Below are 19,631 nucleotides of genomic sequence, written 5' to 3' on the forward strand. Positions count from 1 at the left end.
TCTAGAATCTTGAAACTTTAAGTGGAGTTTAAGTTTCGGTCAGCAGATAAAAATTTGGAGCGGATTGTAATCTACAAAACATAAAATTTGGTTTAATCCAAAAAAAATCTTAGATATAATTTCAAAAATTGTATTACACTAAGTCTCCACTAAAAACTAGCCCTAAGCGAGAGATGATTATGCTTTAAGGGCTAACAACTTCTCCCATAAGTGTTCATTCATAAAGCATTTCCCCCTTAACCAATAGGATTATCTCTCTAAACTCAAAAATACTCGTGTATATTTTAAGAAATATCTATAGAGTGATTTACTCATTCATAAGTCAATGTTCTAAGTTTAATAAGTTTTGCTTTGAAGCTATCTGGTTTTGTTCTAAGTTTTTTTGTGTTGCTTTAAGTTAATTTGTAAAAGGATTCTAAGTTTTGGAAATTCGGATTCTAAGTTTATTTATTTTGCCCTAAGTTGATTGAATTTTGTCTCTAAGTTTGATACATCAAGAATTTATTGAAAGCAAATATAGAATCTATTTTTTAGTGTCTTACTCAATAAATTTTAGAGCAGCAATTTTTATCTTGTTACCCCTAAAAAAATGATTTATCATTTTTGACTACTTAAACTCCGTGTGTAGCGGTACTTCATCGCTTTCTATGTGCATAGAAAGCGTTATCCTGCACATTTTTTGGAAATTTGAAAAATTGGGTCTTAAATGTGGGATAATTTTGCTGTATAATGCTCCGTAGGTTTTGTTGGTAGTTATATGGCTTTTTGGATTGTAAATCTGAACAAAAAAGGATTTGATTATGCAAGAAGCTATTATTGATATTCCTCTTGAGAAATATACTGATGATACTCTCTTTGAATACACAAAAATTCACTCTCAAAAAGTTCGCCAGAATCATATTCATATTAGGGGTAAATTCTGTGCAAACTTTACACATAATATTAAGATTTCTGCTCCGCTTTATCAAGCTATCTCTCCTCATCAAAAGCGTATAGTTATCAAAAATATTGGTTCTATGAAGAGGGGACACTTAAAAAATGCGCTCGCGTATGTAATTCGTAATGGTGATTTGGGTTATGCTAGGAATGAATTAGATGAACAGGTGGCTTTAAATGATATATTTAAAGAGTGGGAGCAAGACTTTGATAAAAATAAAGATTTGAATGAAGCATTTCATTTTGTATTTTCCCTAAATGAAATCAAATCTCCTCAAGTTATGGGTATGCTAGAGTATGCTGTTAGACAAACTTTACTCACTCACTTTGGCGATTATAAATGGGTTATTGTGCCTCATACTCATCAAAAGCAGCCTCATATTCACGCTATTATTAATAAAACAAATATTTTTACTAAGAAAAAATTGCACTTTAAGGGCAAAACCATAGCGGATATGTTTAATGAAATGAAGGAAGATTTTAGACACAATCTCTATACTATTTCAAGAGGTAAGCTTAATTATATTGATGAGCCTTTCAATAAAGATATTAGGGAGAATCTTATCCATAAAAAAATGGCAGCATTAAACAATATTGGGCGTAAGGATTCTGTAAATAGAAATCTTTCATCATATAATCTAGCAAAGGATATGTCTTTTTTTAATGATACTTACAAGGATATGGTAGCTTCAGTAAATACAAGGCATACCCATCTTAGTGCCAAGCAAAAATCTTTAGGAATAGAGATTAAAAATCAAAGCATTTATTTACATAATGTTTCTAAGAAAATTAAAGCCTTGCTTGCTAGTGGTAAAACTCCCACCCATCTTCTTGCTAAAGAGCAAGATTTAAAAAAAGCATTACAGAATCTACGCAAAAATTTCCAGCATAATAAGCAAATACTCTCTAAGCTTTCTCAATCTTTGCGGCATTTGCTTAATTGGCAAGATAAGTTTAATCATTTCACCAAAGATTACACGCATTTACGCAAAAAGCAAACCTTGCTGAATTCTCTTAAAGGATATGAAGCTTATATCCCTGCCAATCTAGCTAAAACTTTTATCGCCCTAAAAAATGAAGTGAGTGCTAGTGAGCTATTACTCAATAAGCATTTGCCCTCCTTTTCACAAGATATTATTGCGCTGCTCTCTCACTCTAATCTTAAAGAAAATACCTTTAGTATTTCTAAGAATCTTTACAGCATTTATAAATATCAAAGCATTCTAAAAAGCTTAAACTTTGAGGATAAAAGAGATAATGTAAATAAGCATAAGCATTTGGAGGATTTAGATTTATTGGCATTGGAGTATGGAGAAAAATTAAAGGCAAGATTTGCAGTTCTTAAAGAACATATTCACTCCCTAAAAGAGCAACTTGAGGCATATTATAAGCTTAATAAAGATTTAGATATAGAATCTATATCTGTAGATTCTCATAAAATACACGAACTTAAAAGCTTTATTAAGCTTTTAAGGCAATATCAATATTTAGATAAAGAATATGCCTTATGTGCTAAATCTCTTATAAAGCATAAATTAGTTCCCCAAAAGATTAAATCTGCTCCGCCTTTATCTCAAGAAGCAATACAGCATATTCAAGCTATGGATTCTGCCCTCAAGTTAGAGCATAATCAATCATCTAAACATAAGCAAGATACAGAATCTAAATCTAGGCAATCTCCCCCTTTTTCATTTCAAGTTTTATCATCTCGCAAAGATTCTAAAAGGTTTTGATATGAATGGTTATTTGCTTGTAGTGCGTGGTTTGTTTGCTTGGAAATTAATTTCCACATATAATAATTTAAAATATAAGGGAAAAAGTGAAGTAATATTAAGATTACTATAAGTTTTAGAATCTCTAAAAGATTCTAAGTGTTTAAGAATCTTAAAATATTAAAATATTTAGAAAATAAGAATAAAAGCAATTTAAATAAAAACAATACTTAAAAGAGCAAATAAAAAAATATATGCATTGAAAGATAAACTTTAGATTCTATCGTGCATAGTCGTGTATAGTGAGAGTATGGCTTATCATTAAGTTTAAGATTACTTATATTGGGGGAATTATGAGTTTTTGTGAAATAAATGAACAAAAACCTATCTTAAATCGATTTTAATAAAAATGCAATGTCTTTATTAAAAAGCATCTTTCATTGATTTTTGAGTGGTTTTTGTGATTAATATGGCTAGATTCTATTTTTCTTGAGCTTTTTAAGCTTTTCTTCCAATTCTGCTTCAAGTTGAGATTTGCGATATGTTAAATAATGTCGTAAAGATTCCTCAAAGAAATAATTGCGTGTTTCCTTTGCATTGCCATATTCACTTAAGAAATCATCAATCTCTTTAATCAATCCCTCACTTACATAAAGTGTGAGATTCTTTTTGTCGCTGGGAGCTTTGGTGGTTTTAGAGGGCTTTTCGCTGCTTGACTTATCTTGAAGAGCATTCGTTTCTAGCGCGGTAATTTGCTCAATTTTGTTCTTTTTATCTTTGAGATTGTAGTTCATCGCTTTGTCCTTAGTTTTGGTTTATGGGTGGTTTTAGGTTTTAAAGAAGCTAAATGAGAGTTGTGCAGTATGCTTTTAGCATACTCTATGTCTTTATGCTCAAAATTACCTGCCATAAATTTGATTTCAGCACTCTTTATGCCATTTTGTGCAGCAATCTTTTTATATTGCTCTCCTGCTTTAATGCAATCAGATACGATTTCACTAAATAAATGTATATCCACTGCAAAATGCTCCATAATGTCTTTGCACAAGCTCAAACTTGGTTTATCTGTATTGGGAGTAAATTTTAGAGCGTGATACTGCCTGTCATAGTCTATTGGATTGGGATTTAAGTCATAGGCTGGGGCAAGATTCCATTGTTTAGATTCTCTATCATAAAGCAGTGCGTGATTACGCAAATGGTCATCAGTGTTACCAAAAAGTGTATTAAATACCATTCTTCTAAAAAACCTTTGTTTATCGGGCGTGGAAAGTTTGTCTGCAACATCAATATAGCATTTCTGGTCTGCTCCTGCACGCTCACTCACATTAAGCAAGCTCATTGCTGATTGGAATGGAATCCTTTGATGTGTGCCATTAGTCCTATCAAATCGCTCTACAAGCAAGGCTTGCCTATTAAACTTGGTGTCAATAAGTTTAGTATTTGGCACTTCGATATGGGCAATTTTAGCTATATCAAGCATTGTTTTTTCCCACAAAATTACAGAGTATTCATCATTTACTGATGGAAACTTTGCAATATAGAGCTTGTCTTTATCAGCAAGGCACGCTTTAGGTCTAGCTCCTCCTAGTGAAGAGCCACAGCCCAACAAATATGCTAAATCTCTATCACTATATTCCTCTTTTTCGAGATTGAGTGAAGATTGCATAATTTCATTAATGTGAATAAGTTGAGGGATATTAGATTCTTTGGCTATAAACTCATCATTAAGTTTTAAGCGCAGGCTACCGATTCTATAATAATCACTTACTCCTAGCATATAATCTATATCACTTAATGCACGCCCCATATGTCGGCTTTGGAGCTTGCGTCCCCACCTATCGGGGAGCAAATCTGCAAAGCAGCCCCATAGATTATTATTAGTATAGAGCGTATCTTGTGTGGTGTTCTCTAGTGGAAGTTGTGAATCTATAGCAAATGCAAGAGCATTGCGCTTATTCCAATCTTTGGTATATTGAAAAGTAAAATAAGTCTCTGAATGAATAACTAATTCTCCAACTAGATGTGCTTCATCATAAACTTCTATATGCTGATAAGCCATAATTACCCCGCTTGCTCTTATGCGCTTTTGTGTGCTTTAAGATATTGTCCTAAGCATTCCTCAAAGAATGCGCCAAATTCATCTTTTGCTTTCATATCGCTATACTCTGTAATGCCTAGCCCTTCACCTATAGCCCTTTTGTAGGCAATCCTATCAAAGAGATTATGCTCTAAGAGCTTAAAATCATCGCTTCCTAACTCTTTATTTGCTTCATTAATGGCGTTTTGAAATTCTACAATCTCTTTGGTCAAAAAAAGATTAGTAGGGAGCTTATTCATTACAATAGCAATCTGTAAATGTTCATTAACATCTTTAATCTCTTTAACACGCTCAAACATATTTGTTAGCACATCATAATCAAGTTGCGATGGTGTGGTGGGGATAATCAATAAATCTGCATATAACATAGCTTTCCTAGATTCTACACTATCTGCACCACGCGTATCAATGATAATATGCTCATACAAAGGAATGCTTTGCTTTAAGCTTTGCGCGATGTTGCCATAAAGATTATTATGCGTAAAATGCTTTACATTCTCACACTGGGCAAACTTTTCCTCACGAATATTAGTGAAGGCTTCTATACTTCTTTGTGGGTCTGTATCCATAACGAGTATATGCTGGTGAAAGGATAAAAGCTTAATGGCTAGATTAATAGCGATAGTGCTTTTACCGCTCCCACCCTTTTCATTTGCAATGGTGATTACCATATTATCCTCCTATTTGGCATTAAGTTTCAAATGAGATAATTCCATAAAACCCATAGCAAAAGCTAACTTTTGATGGAGTTCTTTTATAATCTCATCATTAGAATATGGCTTTGCGCGTTGTTGCCCTTTCTTATGGTAATAGGCACTTATAGCAAAAAGCACTTCATTTTCAATGATGTTAGAGTCTCCGCTAATGTCGGCTTTATCATTCAACAAATCAATGTCAATCATTGTGTCTTCCTTTATTTTTAATTACATAATTTTATATTATATAAGTTAATATTATTGTATTTTATTGTAAATAAACATAAGTAAATTTAAATATATTACAATAAATTATGCTTATAAAAATTAATATAAATAAAATACAATATAATTATGCAAATAAATTAGCAATACGACTATGGGCTTCTTGGTTTAAGTGCATATATATTTCTGTGCTAGTTAAAGATGCGTGTCCTAAAGCCTGTTGAGTGAGCAAAATATCTTTTGATTTTTCATACACATAACTTCCAAAAGAATGTCGCAATATGTGCAAATGATGTCTCCTCTGCCCATAAAGATTGCATTGCTCCAAAAATGGTTTGAGATTGATAGCACAATAAGTAGGAAAGCGTGAAGATTTTAGCTGGGTAAGAAAGATGCTCTTAATGCCTTGTAGCTTTTTAGTTTGTAAAAAATCATTCAAAGCCTCCTGTATGTGGATTTTTTTCGCAGAAACATAGCGTTGCTTACTGCCTTTGCCTTGAATCTTAATGATGTATTTATCACTATCCTCTTGTATATCATTAAGCTTGATATGATGGACTTCACGCGTTCTTATGCCTGTATAAGAAGCAAGGAGTATAATAATTTTAAGCCTTTTTTGCCCAAGAGTTTTGGGCTTAAAGTTGTGGATAGTCTCTAAAAATGTGTTAAATTGCCTCTCATTGAGAAAATCAGGCAATTTTTTCTCCTTATGGTAGCGCGTTCCTAATCTTTCAAATTGATTTACAGCAATGCCCTTTTTATCTAAAAACTTGCAAAATGAACCAAAATGAGATATGCGGGATTTGATTGTGCTTGCTTGATAGTATTTTGTAAGGGAGAAAAAGTAATCAATCACCTCTTGTTCTTCAAAGAGCGTATTTAATACACCATTATGACGCGCGATAAAATACTCAAGTGTATCAATGAGAGGGATAAGCTTTAAAATACTCACAATACCATATTTGCCCAGTAATCTAATTTGCTTTTTAATATCATCAAACTTTGAAAATGACTTATAGCACAAATACTTCAATTCTAAATATGCTTTAACGCGCATTTCTCTAGATTCTGTATTGTGTGAGTAGGTTTTGGCTTTATAGATGATAAACTCAATAAGTAGGGCAATAACCTCTTGTGGAGTAAGTAAAGATTGTTTGTGCATTGTAGCTCCTTAAGTAAGTAAAATGTTTCATCAATTATACTTTAAAACAGGTGGCTACAACGCTCAATAACGCGCTTTAGAGCGCTTTGTCCCTTAAATACTAAAGGGGTAAATCTTCTTTAGAATCTGCTTCAAAATGCTCCTTAGATTCTGTGGGTTGTGTAGATTCTGCAGAGGGGTCATCTGTATTAGAATCTAGGGGTTTTCTTCTCTCTTTAATGATATTAATTTGTTTGCCAATAATGTAGATTTTTGCATATTTTTGATTATTGTTTTCCCATCTATTTTGATTAAGTGTGCCGCTGACAAACACCAATGTGCCTTTGTTCAATGAGCTATGGATACTTTTGGCATAATTCCCAAAGAATACTACATTAAAAAATGAAGCTGCTTTTTCAATATTACCACGCTCATTTTTAAAAACTTTATTAAAGGCAATGGTGAAATTTACGCAAGGTGTTTGATTATCACCTATATATTTAAGCTCTGCGTTGGCAATGAGGTTTCCACTAATATTGACACTATTCATAATTACTCCTTATTTTTATTTTATCGTCTTTTATGTTTTGACTTTTGCTGTATTTGCTTAGCTTTATCATTACATATTGTGTGTTCCTCCTTATTTAGGATTCTTTTATTGATATGCGCTCTTATTTGATTTTCCATATAATCTAGCCTTTTTAATGCTATTTTTGTTTTCCTGTGGAGTTCATTTGGATTGTTTAGATACTCCAAGTCTTTTTCTTTATATTCCAAAGGCGAATGGTTATTTATGGCTAGGATAGTTTTTGTAAAGTTTGCATTCTTATAGATTTCTTCATAAGTGAGCTTATTAAAATTTGCTCTCATAGATATTTTAGTTACGAGTGCATTGAGTTCATTAATATTGCCTATTTTTTCAAGCGGCTCTACTTGACTGGGGATAATAGTGTGTTTTGCACCATCTGTATCTCTCCATAATACGCTATATACTTGATTACAACTAACATCTTGTGTGTAAAATGAGCTGCTCTTGCCTTTATCATCAACGCCTTGTCCTACAAATTTTATGGAATCTATTTCATTAGGATTGTTTTTATTTGTTTTTAAAATCATAAATTTTGGTTCTAATACAGAGCCATCTTGCAAATTAAGTGCTTCATAGCTTTTGTGAATAGTATAAATCTCAATATCTTCCCTGTAATGGTTTGGGTCAAAATCTAAATTTATAGTCTTTTTGGCTGCTATCAATGCGTGATGAAGATATATATCAAATTTTTTCTCTTGATTAATTTCTATTTCCTTTGGTCTTATAGTGGCAATTTGATTTAAGCCTCCCTCTTCATAACCACCATATTTATAATTTTCTATACTCTGTTTGTAGTCTAAAAAAGCTTCAGTTTTGTCTATAAAGTCCTTTCTTACAGATTCAACATATAAGCCTTTATGATAAAAATCTATAACTCTACTTAAATCTTCCTCTAGGTATATATCCACCATTTCATCTGGATTATTCGTATTGCAAAGTTTCATAAATGCTCCTATCTTTTAAGTCGTGATGTTTTTTCTTGTGCTTGAGGCTTATTTATATTTGAATTATGCTCAACTACCTTGCTTTGAGCATAGTGAAGCTTGTAATAATCTAGTGCCTTATTAAGAGCTTTTGCATTTTCCGCTATGATGATTTTGTATTGGTTTTTTGTCTCTCCAACATCAACGAGAGTTGTTTTGTATTCACCTTGCTTGAGTGTATCACAGATTTTTTCTGCATTATCTTTGCTTTGAATGCCGCTAATAATCATAGAATCTCTATCATAGGCTTTGAAATTCTCTATGGGGAGATGAGCATTATTTAGGATTTCTTTACACACATACTCTCGTATTTCTGCCTGTTTATCTATAAGCGGCGTGTTGTTATTGGATAAAGGTTTTATATCCCACGCGCACTTAATTGATTGAACATAATCTAGAACTTCTTTGGGCAACTTTTCAGTGAGCCAACCTGACCCATATCTGTATCCATTATCTTCATAAAGATTAGCCTTTTTTAAAGCCTCACAGGCTTCTTTGAAATCCTTTATGCCGTTTTGTTTGAGAAAGGTTTCTTGTTTTGGTGAGCCTGCGTGCATTGTGTTAAGATGATATTTTTCCCAAGTTTGATAGAGCTTATCATCAATTAGCCCATAGGCTTTGAGTGTATCTTGACATTGCCCACCTGCAACTATATCGCTCTGAATATGATTCCACACATTACCACTAAAACTTAATCCAATATCTCCATTGCTATATCGTCTTAATTCTATATGAAGCTCGGCTGCATTATTTTTTCTGCCTGTATTTTGATAGTCGATTTTACCTAGAGGAATAGTTTTCTCGTAGATATTCTCTTGTATTCTTATTACTTCCATAACATCTCCTTTATTGTTTGTTTATAAACTCATTGAGTGCTTGAGCTAGCTCTATAAGTGCAGCATTATCTTTAGGAGGTTTTATATCAATTCCTAGTTCTGCCATTTTGCTATCTAATCTTTTTTTGTAATGCACTTTGGCAAGATATTTAATAGCCTCAAGTGTCTCTTTATCAAGGGATTTTGCCTCTTTGATAACCTCTTTAATATAAGCATTATTTTCATTTAAGGATTCAATGACGGCAAGTGAGCTATTGATTATCTCTTTACTGATACGCTCCTCTAGAGCTAAGCGGTAAGTTTCCATTGTGGCATACTCATCTTCTTTTTTATTTGTTTTGTCCAAATACAGCTCATCAAAAAGTGCCATTACTAGAGGTAATTTCACTTTGCTTGGCTGTGGTTGTCCATTTTTATCCACAATGTTGCACGCCTTAGCCATTTCTTCTTTGAGGATAGAATCTCTATCAAGTTTTTGCACATCTATTTCGCTGCGCTCCTCATAGAGATGTTTGAGGCGATTAATGAGCATTATCGCTTCTTGTGTTTGTGCTTTATTAAGTAGTATGGTCATATTATTCCTTTCTTTTATCTTTAAAGAATGCTCTGCTTAACTCTTTAGCGACTTCTACTTTGCTTTTTTGTTTCAGGCTGCTTACTCTTGGCAAACTTTGCAGTTTTTTCTTGTTTGCCCATAGTCTGGGTATTTGTTTTTTTATGCTCGTTGTCTGTGCTTGCATAAAGCGCAATATCTGCCTTATCTTGCTCATATTTGGCAATCAAATCTTTTGTGATTTGCGCTACTTCCTCGCGCTGTATTGCATTAAGTCGAGTGGGTACATTGTAATCTGTGCCATTATTCTGTGCTTTCATATACGCTTTAATTTGGTCTGCTGTTTGGGGTTTTAGCTTTTTCTCAATATCATTTAGAACAAGCAAGGTATTGCCATTATTTTGCTTTTCCCATTCCTGCGCGTGTTTAAACTGATGTTTTCTTTGGATTGTTTCATTAAGCGGTTTAATTTTGCTTAAATCAATGGTTTTAAATTCATCGATGTTATACAGAATCTCCGTCCTAAATCTTGGTTCAATGCTTACAAACTCCACTTTGGCCTGATATTGTGTTTTACCTTGAGAATCAACATAAGGCTTAGTCATATCAAGTTCGTATTCATAGAGTGGCTGCCCATTTGCCCCTATTCTTTGATTATTATTAGAATCTAGCAAGGGAATCTTATTGCCATTAGCATCTTTTTTATAGACAAATTCAGCTTTTTTAATTTGGATATATTGTATAGAGATAGTTTTATTTCTCCAATTTGTTTGTGTCTCTGGCTCAATACCCTTTGCCCTTGCCTCTTTTATAGCCTCCATTTCTGCTCTAAATTGTGCTTTAATAGTGTCAATTTCTTCTTTTGTTTTTTCATAGCCCTCTTTCCCTTTTTGTGCCATTTTTTGAGCATCTTCAAGGCTTATCCATACATTTTTATTGTATTCAAACTGGGCGCATTTTAAATCTGCTTTAAGAGAGTTCATACCATCAAGTGGAACGCCATTTAGAGCATTATAGGCACGATTCTCTTGTAGCTCCTTAGCACTTATATCTTTAAAAAATGGGGCTTTACCTGTTTTAATGCCTTGTGCAATTTCTGCAATTATGGAAGTGGCAAATGCCTCTTTATAATCTGCAAATGTTTTTTTAGGTTGCTGCTCTTCCATATTTAGCTCCTTTGGAGATTAGATTATCATTGAGATGATTGACAGGCATTCTATAAAAAACTTTATCTATTCTTATGCACATATTTTTGAGCAAAACAAATTATGCACATAAGAATGAGGCGGGATTGCATTGTGTAAGGGAGTAAAAAGTAACTAAAATTTGTGCGCTATCGTGCTACCAAATCTACAACCTTATAGACTTGATAAAAGGCTTTTGTGTCTATCTCTGCCACTAAATCGGCACTCTTGCGTCTTTGGCAAATCTCTCCACAGGGATTTACCCAAAAATAAGCACTATGATAAGAGGCATTCAAACCCCTTATATACTCTGCCCTTTTGTTGCCGTATTTGGCTCGCTTAAATATCTTCAACATAAAATCCCTCCTTAAGATGTTTTGAGATTGCCAAAGGAATCTAAAAATTCTTTTTTAATCTCAAAATCATCTTCTACATAATCACTTAATGCTGGGAGGATAAATTTAGCCTTGTAATCACTCCTTGTTTTATCATAACCATTTGTTGTCTTAAGAAGCATTTTATCATTCACATCAAACAAAAAGGGGGCTTGTTTGCTAGCATACTCTGCCACAAAAACACGAAACTCTCTAGAAGCCTTAATGCCTCTAAGCAAATAGACCTCTGTATCCACCACTTGAGATTATAAAAACTCTCTTGCAAGCCTATCAAGCTGCTTTCTATTAATTTTAATTTTCATTGTTTGCTCCTTTCTCTAATGTCATTCATTATCTCTGTGGCATTCTCTATACCAATTGGCTTGCTCCTCACTACTTGCCCAAGTAAAATAACTCTCTGGATTCTCAAACATATCAAGCCAATAATCATTAAGGGTAATTTCCTTAATAAAATCACGCACATCTAAACTCTTAAGCCACATTAACGCAGATTCTCTTTGCGTATCCAACTCACCCACAACAAACTCCTTAAAATAGATTCCAAAAAGCTCTTTGCCTTTTGTTGCAATAATTATAGAGCAAACAAAGACTTAAAATAACGCAAATAACGCTATTTGATAGCCTTTTTCTCCCTTATAAAAAATGTTTTAGATTCTATATTTGAGTAAGAAAAATGATTCTATTAAGAATGGGGCAAAGTATAAATGAGAGCAGTATTTAAGAAAGTTATCGTTTAGGTGTATGTTTATGATTATTAATAATATGGGCGTGAGCTTTAATGGGCTTTGGTTGCAGGTGTTTGGGTGTTTGTTTTAAATAATTAAGAGCTATATTGGGATTTAAATGCACTAAATCATCATATAAAGATTGAATGGTATGCTTATGGGATTGCTCTTGAGATTTAAGGATACGCGTATAGTTTAGCGTGATATGCGATTGCAGAGTTTGTTTAATACCTAGCTCGTTGATATTATGCTCAATATCTTGTATTTTATCTGCAAAGCGTAGTGGAGCAATAGAGGCATTAAAGAATATATCACTCCTTAGCGTGTCATTAATAAAATTTTCTTGAGTAGGATTAAAAATAGTATAGGCATAAGGCTTACTCCTATCTTTATCTCTATATTTATTGGCTATGAGTAGAGTTTGCATAACATCATTTGTAGTTTCTGCAACTCCTCTTGTAGTAGCCTTTCTTCCTCGTCTGCCTTCTTCTGTGCTTCGTCTGCTCTCTTCTTTGCGTATGCCTGTAAGGCTTCCATTATATGTGGAGGAGTAGCCTCCTCCATTTTGGCTAGGATATGTGGATTGTGTTGATTGCAAATAATTTGAATGATTTTCTCCATCTCCTCCTCGCTGGGTATGGGAAGATGAGCGTTGGGGTGAGGAGTGTGTATTTGCTTTGTCATTTGCTTGCTCCTTAGATTGAATATCTAGGAGTATTGTAGCAAAATCTTTGCCACTTCTTTTAGAATCTTGTTGGTTTTGGGGTGAAGATTGGTTATTGTGATGAGATTCTTGCTTGTCTTTTTTAAAAAAAATGTTAAGCACTCTAGTTACAATTGGTCTAATAGGCATTAGAGATTCCTTGTAGCCTTATGTTTGCTCATTGCATTAAAAAAGTTTCTATTCTCCTCACTAATGGGCTTTAAGCTATCAACTTTGCGTATGCTATTAAGAAGCAGAGCTTTTGTATTGCTATCTTTTATACGCTTGTATGAGAGCATTTTACATTCTACCCAGTCATTAAGGTCGTTTCTATTAAGGTTTGGAAGTTTAGTGATGTTATAAAGTGCTAAATCATCATTGCAATCTTTGCTAAAAGGTGTGTAGATAATAGGAATGCTTGATAGCGGAACTTCTCTGCCGTATTTTTTGGTATTTTCTTCTTTGATGAAGCTCTCTATCTTTCTACTATATGCTAAACCCTTTTCATCATTATCAAAGGCAAGATAAATCCTTGCTTTTGGAAGCGTATCAAGTATGGCTTTAAGTGTTGCTTGTTGCTCATCGCTATAAGAGCCTGCTGTGGATAATAAAAGTGTTTCTTTGGGATTAAGATTTTTAATTTGCATAAATGAGAGTGAATCTATCATAGATTCTGTAAGCACAACTTGCTTAATAGCTGTTGTGTCCTTTTGAAGGTTTAGGCATTCTATGCCTCTATTACCCATAGTGATATGATTAAGTGGCTTATCTCTTGGCGTGCCGTCTTTATTTTTAGTAAGTGGGAGATTAAAGCGTTTAGTATAACCACAGATAAATACTCCCTTTATTTCTCCATTTGGGACATTACTATTTTGTATTTTCATAAATTTAAAGTGGGGAATGATGAGATTATTATGCTCATCTTGTTTTAAGATGTTTTGATAATCACTAAGATATACCAAATCAAATCCTCTACGCTTTAAGAGAAGATTATTTTTGATATCACAAGGTGCAAACTGATTAAATTGCTTGGCATAATAAGCAGAGTCTAGGTCTTTTGCTTGCTTGAAAAATTGATAATCTTTGTTATTGCTTAGTGATATATTTTTATCATAATTGGCGATAAGCTCTTTAAGATTTATGCCACGAATCCTTGCAAATGAAATGATATTGCCTCTGTCTGTATCATCTTGGGCATTAAAATAGAGATAATTTTCTCCTTTTTTGGTGATAATAAGCTTTTGACTTTTGTCTTCATTTACTACACAAGGGTGATTGATAGAGCTTTTATCTCTATCAATTTTGTAGCCATTAGCCATTAGAATTTCGTGCAATGGAAGTGTGGTTAAATCAGTAAAATGCTTTGAAGAATAGCTATTCATCGCTTTTTATCTTTTCTAAAATCACTCGGTCTTATGGGATTTGGCTCACTCCACAAGCCTTTAGATTCTAATTTAGCCTGTATCTCATAATGCTTGTAAGCTAGAGAGTATCCATCATACGCCCACGCATAGCCATTTTTGACTAGCTGGGCATTTACATCTATATCATTACAAAAAACTATGCCCACGATGCGCTGATACTTATCTGTGTCTTTAAGCATTACTTGAGCTTGTGATTTTAAGGGACAAAGTGTGAGCAGAAAGTCTTTAGCTTCCTTTCCATAGCTTTGTTTAGATTCTGGGGCGTCAATACCATAGAGTCTAATTTTTATCTTTTGATTTTCGTTATTTTGCAGTGTGAGCGTATCACCATCTGCTACTTTGATAATTGTGCCTTGTAGTCGCTGTGAGGCAGAAAGGTAAGCAAAATTATAAGTTGTGCAATGAATAAGCACTAAAATAATTACAATGGTAATAGAGAGTAGTGTGGGATAGTGATGTTGAAATATACGCATATTACTCCTTTTATCGTTTTAAGCTGCTACTCATTGACTTGGAGAGTGAAGCTATGGGTGTATTTGTTGCAATAGCCTTAAGCGTAATGGTATTGGTAGGATTAAGATTTTTGTTTTCATTAAGGATATGTTGTGCAAGTTTGGGTGCAGTATTTTCACAGAATCTTTTATCCACAAGATTATTTGTCTTACTTAATTCATTTATGGTTTTTGTTAATTCTGGCACTTGAGCATTAATAACTTTTTCTCCTATACTCGCGCGTATGGCCGTATCTAATCCTTGATTAAGGAGATTTTGATTTTCCAAATTAAGCTTTAATCCCTCTCTTAGCATATCTTTATGCTCCTTACTCAAGCTTGATGGTTCTTTATTAGCAAGAATGACTAGAATCTTCATCTCATTCTCACTCATACCATTCTTGCAATATTCATAAAAATCCTTTTTAAATTCTTCTTTGGAGATAGGCATTTTTAGATTCTCAAGCCTTTTATTCTCAAACCAAGTGCTTAAATCAGTAAAATATGTATCAGGATTTAATTTACCATTGTTGATTGCCTCAAGTGAGGGCTTATCTGCAATACTTTCTTTCTCGTTTTTGAAATCATTAATAAATTTATTACTTTGTTCTATATTTTGTTTGACTTTATCCATATCTAAGACATCATCAAATATTTTTTCACGCCCCTTGGGAGATGCCTCAAGAAATTTTTGCTTTAAAGCTTGCTCTTCTTCTTGTTTCAAAAATACACTATTGCTATAAACCTGAAATGTATCTCCCTTTTTGCCCGCTTTCATTGTTTTAACGACATTGAGTTCTTGGAGTTCATCAATATGCTTATCTGTAAAACGCTCAATAGCGCTATCCTTATGTTGCTCAAATTGTTCTTCTAGGCTAGGATTTTTAATCTCTTTAATCTCTTGTTCTAACTTCTGGGAGAAATCTTGGGTCTCAATAGCGTTTTGTTCATTTGTAATTTCTGTCTTGAGTATATTTATATACTCATTGACCTGCTCTTTTTCTAAGCCTAGCTGCCTTTGCTCATTGAGCTTATCAATCTCATCTTGGAGCATTTTGATAAAAGCAGCGTGATTATCAGCTGGGATAAATAATGAAAAGCTATTTTTGAGTGCGTCCATAAAACTTCTAAGTTTAGCGTCTGTCCTGTCCTCATCGTCTATCATTCCTGTGATAAAAGAATCTGCTCTTTGCTTAAATGTGCGTTGTTTCTCTTCTGCCATAAGTAAAATCCTTTGTAGATTAATCTCGCAAGATTAGCGGATTTTTACTCCATTTTTATGCACATATTTTAGAGTGAAGTAAATTATGTGCATAAAAAATATACAGGTAGCTCAAGAAAGACTATATTGTTTTGATTTCTTTTAATCAAAACTACCGCCACACTCCCTAAAATTCCCCCTAACATAATGTATTCCTAGAGGATAATAAATCATTGCGTATTCAAAGGCAATTTCACTTTCCATAATAAGCTCTGCAATTTGTTTGGCATTCTCCTCCTGCTCGTGCAACACATACAAAATCTCATCATATTTACTGCAAAATGCTATTTTAACAATCATTGCATATCCTTAGCGTAAAATATATGCAGGAGGCAAGGCTACTGCGCATATCAGTGCCTTACTAGAATCTTAGAAAAATCATCATTGCTTGCTTCAATAAGGCTAAAGCAGGTTTGGCAAGATATATCATCTTTTCCCTGCTTAGCCAATGCCTGCACCTTCAAAAACTCGCTATCACTCTCTGTGAGTATTGAGCAATAATTGACAAGGTCATTATCAACAATGTGCATAACATCAAACTTTCTCTCCTCAAATATACCCGCATCAACATAGTGTTCATACATATTTTTAAACAGCATTCGCTCCTCATCATCATACATATTACCACCAAACTCATCAACCCTATTACATAACATACTAAGCAAAGTATCGCTATCTATCCTTACATTTATAAAATTACCCACAACAAACTCCTTAAACTAGATTCCAAAAAGCTCTTAGCCTTTTGTTGCAATAATTATAGAGCAAATAAACACTTACAATAACGCAAATAACGCTATTTGATAGCCTTTTTCTCCCTTATAAAAAATGTTTTTAGATTCTGTATTTGAGTAAGAAAAATGATTCTATTAAGAATGGGTGTAAGGTATAAATGACAGCAGCACAAAGCATAATGGAGCAATAAAAGCATTAAAGACTATAACTCTTTAGCTCCATTCTTGTCTTAATTTCTCTAATTTATCGTAAGAGCCATAGATTCCTAATTTTAACTTGCGAAGCTTTGTGAAGTTCTTGATTTTTGAAAATTGATGCTAGCGATATTTGCCATTAGTCATACGCTTCTTGTCTGTGAGCAATTTTTATCACTTGTATTACAAGTTCTTGATTCTTAATTTCAGCGATTATGCGATAATCTCCTATGCGCCAACGCCATATATTTTCTGTGCCTTGCATTTTCTTGCAATTTGGGAGGGTTGTTGGATTTTCTGCAGTGGATAATTGATTCCATAAAAATGTTCTAATCTTTCTAACACCTTTAGGGTCGCCCTTATTTTGTTTTTCTAAAAACTTATCAACTTTGCGCGGTATTATGATTTGCATAGTAGCCTTTCATTTCCGCTTCAAGCTCTTTGTCTGCTTGAGCTGCTAGCTCTGGATTTGCTTTTGCCCATTCATCGTTCTTCTTTAACGCTGGTGATGTTTCAAGTGTGTAATATTTTGGAGAATCTAAACTTTCTTTTAGCATCGTTTTTAGAAACTTTATTAGCTCGCTATTACTATTCAAATCAGCTTTGATTTTTTGTTCTTTTTTTTCTGCGCTTAGTAGAGCATTTAAGAGCTGTCGCTTACTCATATTTGCATATTTTTCATAATTAATTGTTGCCATAATTTGCTCCTTAGCTTAAATATCTAGGAGTATTGTAGCAAAATCTTTACCACTTTTTTAGAATCTTGTTAGTTTTGGGGATTATGTGAAGCATTACGCCTTGGATTATGCCTGTCTTTTTGAGGAAATTTGCAGGAAGGTTTTTATGGGCAAAATAGGCATAATCCATTCCTATAAGCCTGAGCTAGAAGTTGGCTTCTTGGTTTGCGATGTTGGGAAACCATATTTATCTACATTGGGTTGCTGTGTAGGTTTTTTATTATCTTCTGTTGCTTTGAACATTGCTTGATTATTTGCAAGCCCTGCACCTTCGCTTGCTGCTTGTGCAATAAGCAGATTCTGTTCTTTTCTAGCTGTTTCACTTCCTATGTATTCTGCTTGCAGCACCATTGTTTTATTTAAAAAAGCAATATGAGAGGCAATCTCACGCAAGTAATCAATCATAATCTGCTCTCTTTCGGCTGATGTTTGGCTGGTTTCCCCATTGGAGTTTTTAACAGCCTTATCAAGCAATTCTTTTTCTCTTGCTTTTACTTGCTCCAAACTTAATAAAATGGGGTGGCAGCCGCCCTTGCCATCTTTTCTACAATATTCTATGCCATTTTTTTGAGCTTGAGTTGGGTCGGTTACACCAAGTTCAGTCATCATTGTTTGCGCTCTTACCATTAATTGATTATTTTTTTCTTGGAACTCTTTGTCCATTTTCTTTTCATATTCAATAGCTTTTTTAGCCTTTTGGGCTTTTAGGTTATTATATGTCGCGTAATCTCCTCTCATAAAGGCGTTGTGAGCTTCTGCCTCATATTTATTAATGGTGCTAGCGATAGTTTGTCTTTGAATCTCATCGCACATCACTATTGCTAAAGCCATTCCTTGAAGAGGGGAGCTAACAGCATTAACCTGATTTCTTGTAATATCTGTAAATTCCTCAAGCACCTCATAGGCAAACTTAGTATCTTCACTTTCTTCACCCGTATCATTGGTGGTAATAGTTGTATCATTTGCTCCTATTTTGTCAATGGCGTAAAATGGGCATTTTTCTTGCAATCTTTTATTGGCTAACTTTGATTTGATGTCATAGTCATTAACACTCCGCTTGAGTGCCTCATAATTATATTTCATAGATTCAAGTTGATTTTTTGCATTCTCATACACATCTAGAGGATTAGCAAAGTTAAGACTATGCCCATTTACAATCTTATTGGCTTCTTGCATATAGCTATTGACTTTTTGGAGATTCTCAATCTGTTTATTTGCCGCTTCAAGTATCTCGACATATTTTTTATAGGAATCATAAAGCTGCTTGAATTGGGCAGTCATTTGGGCTAGAAGTGTGGGGCTTTCTACTACCATTGCTGCAGCATTACTTGCAGGCACTAAGAGTATGCACAAAGTAAATTTTATAATAAAAAATTTTAAGATTTTCATTGTATGCTCCTATCAAGAAAAATAGGGGAGAAATTCACGGAAAGTTTTTTTGGGGTATATGGCTTTTTAGGTGTTATTATGGCAAATCTCTCCCCTAAGGGCAATCATAACAAATTTTTAATCTATTCTTATGCACATAAGAATAGGGGTCGTAATGCCTATGTATGGGTGGATACAGAGATTAGTGATTAATTATTTTGTAGTGTAAAAAATGATACTAGGGATAAAATATCCCTAGTATATGAGATTCTCTCAAATATAATAAATCTCGTTAGCGGTAGATTTTATTTGCTACTTTTTTCTAGCTCGCTCCACCTTTGCTTAACGGCTGGAGAATCTTCAAATTTTCGCTGATGTTCGCGCATATATTGGTGCAAATGCTCATTTTTCTGCTCAAGCTTATTGAGCTGTGATTTTAACTCATTGTATGTATTATAATCTCCACTCTGAAAGGCTTTGTTTGCTTTGAAATTAAGTTCAATTTGCTCTAGGCGATACGCCTCATACTCACGCTCCAACTTTCCTTCTGGGTTTATATACAAACTTGCTACTACCGCTACTGCAATTACTACTACTGCAACCAATCCTATGGTTAGATTTTTCTTCATTGTGTCTCCTTGTGATT

24 protein-coding genes are annotated in these 19,631 nt (G+C 33.8%); 1 reads left to right on the plus strand and 23 read right to left on the minus strand.

Annotated features, from left to right (window positions below):
* Nucleotides 1–800 precede the first annotated feature (800 nt).
* A complete protein-coding gene (locus tag LS71_RS08220) occupies nt 801–2,669 on the plus strand; it encodes a relaxase/mobilization nuclease domain-containing protein (protein ID WP_034354073.1) in 1,869 nt (622 codons plus the stop codon).
* A gap of 452 nt (nt 2,670–3,121) precedes the next feature.
* Here the strand turns inward: LS71_RS08220 and LS71_RS08225 are convergent, their stop codons facing one another.
* The 23 genes from LS71_RS08225 to LS71_RS08335 form a co-directional block, all read right to left on the minus strand.
* Nucleotides 3,122–3,442, minus strand: coding sequence for a hypothetical protein (locus tag LS71_RS08225; RefSeq protein WP_052057960.1), 321 nt, complete (start codon nt 3,440–3,442; stop codon nt 3,122–3,124).
* Nucleotides 3,439–4,707, minus strand: a complete 1,269-nt coding sequence (locus tag LS71_RS08230) for a type II toxin-antitoxin system HipA family toxin (RefSeq protein ID WP_052057959.1) — start codon at nt 4,705–4,707, stop codon at nt 3,439–3,441. The genes LS71_RS08225 and LS71_RS08230 overlap by 4 nt, the downstream gene beginning before the upstream one ends.
* A 17-nt stretch (nt 4,708–4,724) precedes the next feature.
* Entirely contained in the window at nt 4,725–5,417 is a 693-nt protein-coding gene (locus LS71_RS08235; RefSeq protein WP_034354071.1) for a ParA family protein, read from the minus strand.
* 9 nt (nt 5,418–5,426) lie between these two features.
* A complete protein-coding gene (locus LS71_RS08240) occupies nt 5,427–5,648 on the minus strand; it encodes a hypothetical protein (RefSeq protein WP_034354069.1) in 222 nt (73 codons plus the stop codon).
* A 145-nt stretch (nt 5,649–5,793) separates the two neighbouring features.
* Nucleotides 5,794–6,828: a tyrosine-type recombinase/integrase gene (locus tag LS71_RS08245; RefSeq protein ID WP_052057958.1), complete on the minus strand. Its 1,035-nt coding sequence runs from the start codon at nt 6,826–6,828 to the stop codon at nt 5,794–5,796.
* A 100-nt stretch (nt 6,829–6,928) separates the two neighbouring features.
* Nucleotides 6,929–7,357 carry a single-stranded DNA-binding protein gene (locus LS71_RS08250; RefSeq protein WP_052057956.1) on the minus strand — a complete coding sequence of 143 codons (429 nt, stop codon included), beginning with the start codon at nt 7,355–7,357 and terminating at the stop codon, nt 6,929–6,931.
* 20 nt (nt 7,358–7,377) lie between these two features.
* Nucleotides 7,378–8,340: a hypothetical protein gene (locus LS71_RS08255; RefSeq protein ID WP_138109913.1), complete on the minus strand. Its 963-nt coding sequence runs from the start codon at nt 8,338–8,340 to the stop codon at nt 7,378–7,380.
* A gap of 8 nt (nt 8,341–8,348) precedes the next feature.
* On the minus strand, nt 8,349–9,215 hold the full coding sequence (locus tag LS71_RS08260) for a hypothetical protein (protein WP_034354062.1): 867 nt from the start codon (nt 9,213–9,215) through the stop codon (nt 8,349–8,351).
* 10 nt (nt 9,216–9,225) lie between these two features.
* The gene (locus LS71_RS08265) at nt 9,226–9,789 is read right to left on the minus strand and encodes a hypothetical protein (protein ID WP_034354059.1); all 564 of its coding nucleotides are present in this window, start codon (nt 9,787–9,789) and stop codon (nt 9,226–9,228) included.
* A 44-nt stretch (nt 9,790–9,833) separates the two neighbouring features.
* Entirely contained in the window at nt 9,834–10,934 is a 1,101-nt protein-coding gene (locus tag LS71_RS08270) for an ArdC-like ssDNA-binding domain-containing protein (RefSeq protein WP_034354057.1), read from the minus strand.
* 167 nt (nt 10,935–11,101) lie between these two features.
* Nucleotides 11,102–11,308, minus strand: a complete 207-nt coding sequence (locus LS71_RS08275) for a hypothetical protein (protein ID WP_034354054.1) — start codon at nt 11,306–11,308, stop codon at nt 11,102–11,104.
* Between the two features lie 11 nt (nt 11,309–11,319).
* Entirely contained in the window at nt 11,320–11,583 is a 264-nt protein-coding gene (locus tag LS71_RS08280; RefSeq protein WP_138109914.1) for a hypothetical protein, read from the minus strand.
* A gap of 87 nt (nt 11,584–11,670) precedes the next feature.
* A complete protein-coding gene (locus LS71_RS08285; protein ID WP_034354049.1) occupies nt 11,671–11,865 on the minus strand; it encodes a hypothetical protein in 195 nt (64 codons plus the stop codon).
* Nucleotides 11,866–12,073: 208 nt separating this feature from the next.
* On the minus strand, nt 12,074–12,925 hold the full coding sequence (locus tag LS71_RS08290) for a hypothetical protein (RefSeq protein ID WP_034354046.1): 852 nt from the start codon (nt 12,923–12,925) through the stop codon (nt 12,074–12,076).
* Nucleotides 12,925–14,157 (minus strand): toprim domain-containing protein, encoded by a 1,233-nt coding sequence (locus tag LS71_RS08295; RefSeq protein ID WP_052057954.1) that lies wholly within the window; start codon nt 14,155–14,157, stop codon nt 12,925–12,927. Before LS71_RS08295 ends, LS71_RS08290 begins: the two co-directional genes overlap by 1 nt.
* The gene (locus tag LS71_RS08300; RefSeq protein WP_052057952.1) at nt 14,154–14,672 is read right to left on the minus strand and encodes a thermonuclease family protein; all 519 of its coding nucleotides are present in this window, start codon (nt 14,670–14,672) and stop codon (nt 14,154–14,156) included. Before LS71_RS08300 ends, LS71_RS08295 begins: the two co-directional genes overlap by 4 nt.
* A gap of 10 nt (nt 14,673–14,682) precedes the next feature.
* On the minus strand, nt 14,683–15,912 hold the full coding sequence (locus LS71_RS08305) for a hypothetical protein (RefSeq protein ID WP_138109915.1): 1,230 nt from the start codon (nt 15,910–15,912) through the stop codon (nt 14,683–14,685).
* Nucleotides 15,913–16,053: 141 nt separating this feature from the next.
* Complete coding sequence (locus LS71_RS08310; protein WP_034354044.1) at nt 16,054–16,251, minus strand: hypothetical protein; 198 nt, start codon at nt 16,249–16,251, stop codon at nt 16,054–16,056.
* A gap of 50 nt (nt 16,252–16,301) precedes the next feature.
* On the minus strand, nt 16,302–16,655 hold the full coding sequence (locus LS71_RS08315; RefSeq protein ID WP_034354041.1) for a hypothetical protein: 354 nt from the start codon (nt 16,653–16,655) through the stop codon (nt 16,302–16,304).
* 364 nt (nt 16,656–17,019) lie between these two features.
* A complete protein-coding gene (locus LS71_RS08320; RefSeq protein WP_052057947.1) occupies nt 17,020–17,292 on the minus strand; it encodes a type II toxin-antitoxin system RelE family toxin in 273 nt (90 codons plus the stop codon).
* Nucleotides 17,264–17,578, minus strand: coding sequence for a hypothetical protein (locus tag LS71_RS08325; protein ID WP_034354039.1), 315 nt, complete (start codon nt 17,576–17,578; stop codon nt 17,264–17,266). Before LS71_RS08325 ends, LS71_RS08320 begins: the two co-directional genes overlap by 29 nt.
* 171 nt (nt 17,579–17,749) lie before the next feature.
* Entirely contained in the window at nt 17,750–19,006 is a 1,257-nt protein-coding gene (locus LS71_RS08330) for a hypothetical protein (RefSeq protein ID WP_052057945.1), read from the minus strand.
* Nucleotides 19,007–19,290: 284 nt separating this feature from the next.
* Entirely contained in the window at nt 19,291–19,614 is a 324-nt protein-coding gene (locus LS71_RS08335; RefSeq protein WP_034354037.1) for a hypothetical protein, read from the minus strand.
* Nucleotides 19,615–19,631: the final 17 nt, after the last annotated feature.

Origin of the sequence: Helicobacter jaachi, assembly GCF_000763135.2 — a bacterium.
Lineage (GTDB): Bacteria > Campylobacterota > Campylobacteria > Campylobacterales > Helicobacteraceae > Helicobacter_C > Helicobacter_C jaachi.

Bases quoted from the DNA above. Each gene is read 5' to 3' on its own strand.
- LS71_RS08220 (WP_034354073.1), top strand. From the start codon at position 801: ATGCAAGAAGCTATTATTGATATTCCTCTTGAGAAATATACTGATGAT.
- LS71_RS08225 (WP_052057960.1), bottom strand. From the start codon at position 3,442: ATGAACTACAATCTCAAAGATAAAAAGAACAAAATTGAGCAAATTACC.
- LS71_RS08230 (WP_052057959.1), bottom strand. From the start codon at position 4,707: ATGGCTTATCAGCATATAGAAGTTTATGATGAAGCACATCTAGTTGGA.
- LS71_RS08235 (WP_034354071.1), bottom strand. From the start codon at position 5,417: ATGGTAATCACCATTGCAAATGAAAAGGGTGGGAGCGGTAAAAGCACT.
- LS71_RS08240 (WP_034354069.1), bottom strand. From the start codon at position 5,648: ATGATTGACATTGATTTGTTGAATGATAAAGCCGACATTAGCGGAGAC.
- LS71_RS08245 (WP_052057958.1), bottom strand. From the start codon at position 6,828: ATGCACAAACAATCTTTACTTACTCCACAAGAGGTTATTGCCCTACTT.
- LS71_RS08250 (WP_052057956.1), bottom strand. From the start codon at position 7,357: ATGAATAGTGTCAATATTAGTGGAAACCTCATTGCCAACGCAGAGCTT.
- LS71_RS08255 (WP_138109913.1), bottom strand. From the start codon at position 8,340: ATGAAACTTTGCAATACGAATAATCCAGATGAAATGGTGGATATATAC.
- LS71_RS08260 (WP_034354062.1), bottom strand. From the start codon at position 9,215: ATGGAAGTAATAAGAATACAAGAGAATATCTACGAGAAAACTATTCCT.
- LS71_RS08265 (WP_034354059.1), bottom strand. From the start codon at position 9,789: ATGACCATACTACTTAATAAAGCACAAACACAAGAAGCGATAATGCTC.
- LS71_RS08270 (WP_034354057.1), bottom strand. From the start codon at position 10,934: ATGGAAGAGCAGCAACCTAAAAAAACATTTGCAGATTATAAAGAGGCA.
- LS71_RS08275 (WP_034354054.1), bottom strand. From the start codon at position 11,308: ATGTTGAAGATATTTAAGCGAGCCAAATACGGCAACAAAAGGGCAGAG.
- LS71_RS08290 (WP_034354046.1), bottom strand. From the start codon at position 12,925: ATGCCTATTAGACCAATTGTAACTAGAGTGCTTAACATTTTTTTTAAA.
- LS71_RS08295 (WP_052057954.1), bottom strand. From the start codon at position 14,157: ATGAATAGCTATTCTTCAAAGCATTTTACTGATTTAACCACACTTCCA.
- LS71_RS08300 (WP_052057952.1), bottom strand. From the start codon at position 14,672: ATGCGTATATTTCAACATCACTATCCCACACTACTCTCTATTACCATT.
- LS71_RS08305 (WP_138109915.1), bottom strand. From the start codon at position 15,912: ATGGCAGAAGAGAAACAACGCACATTTAAGCAAAGAGCAGATTCTTTT.
- LS71_RS08310 (WP_034354044.1), bottom strand. From the start codon at position 16,251: ATGATTGTTAAAATAGCATTTTGCAGTAAATATGATGAGATTTTGTAT.
- LS71_RS08320 (WP_052057947.1), bottom strand. From the start codon at position 17,292: ATGCAAATCATAATACCGCGCAAAGTTGATAAGTTTTTAGAAAAACAA.
- LS71_RS08325 (WP_034354039.1), bottom strand. From the start codon at position 17,578: ATGGCAACAATTAATTATGAAAAATATGCAAATATGAGTAAGCGACAG.
- LS71_RS08330 (WP_052057945.1), bottom strand. From the start codon at position 19,006: ATGAAAATCTTAAAATTTTTTATTATAAAATTTACTTTGTGCATACTC.
- LS71_RS08335 (WP_034354037.1), bottom strand. From the start codon at position 19,614: ATGAAGAAAAATCTAACCATAGGATTGGTTGCAGTAGTAGTAATTGCA.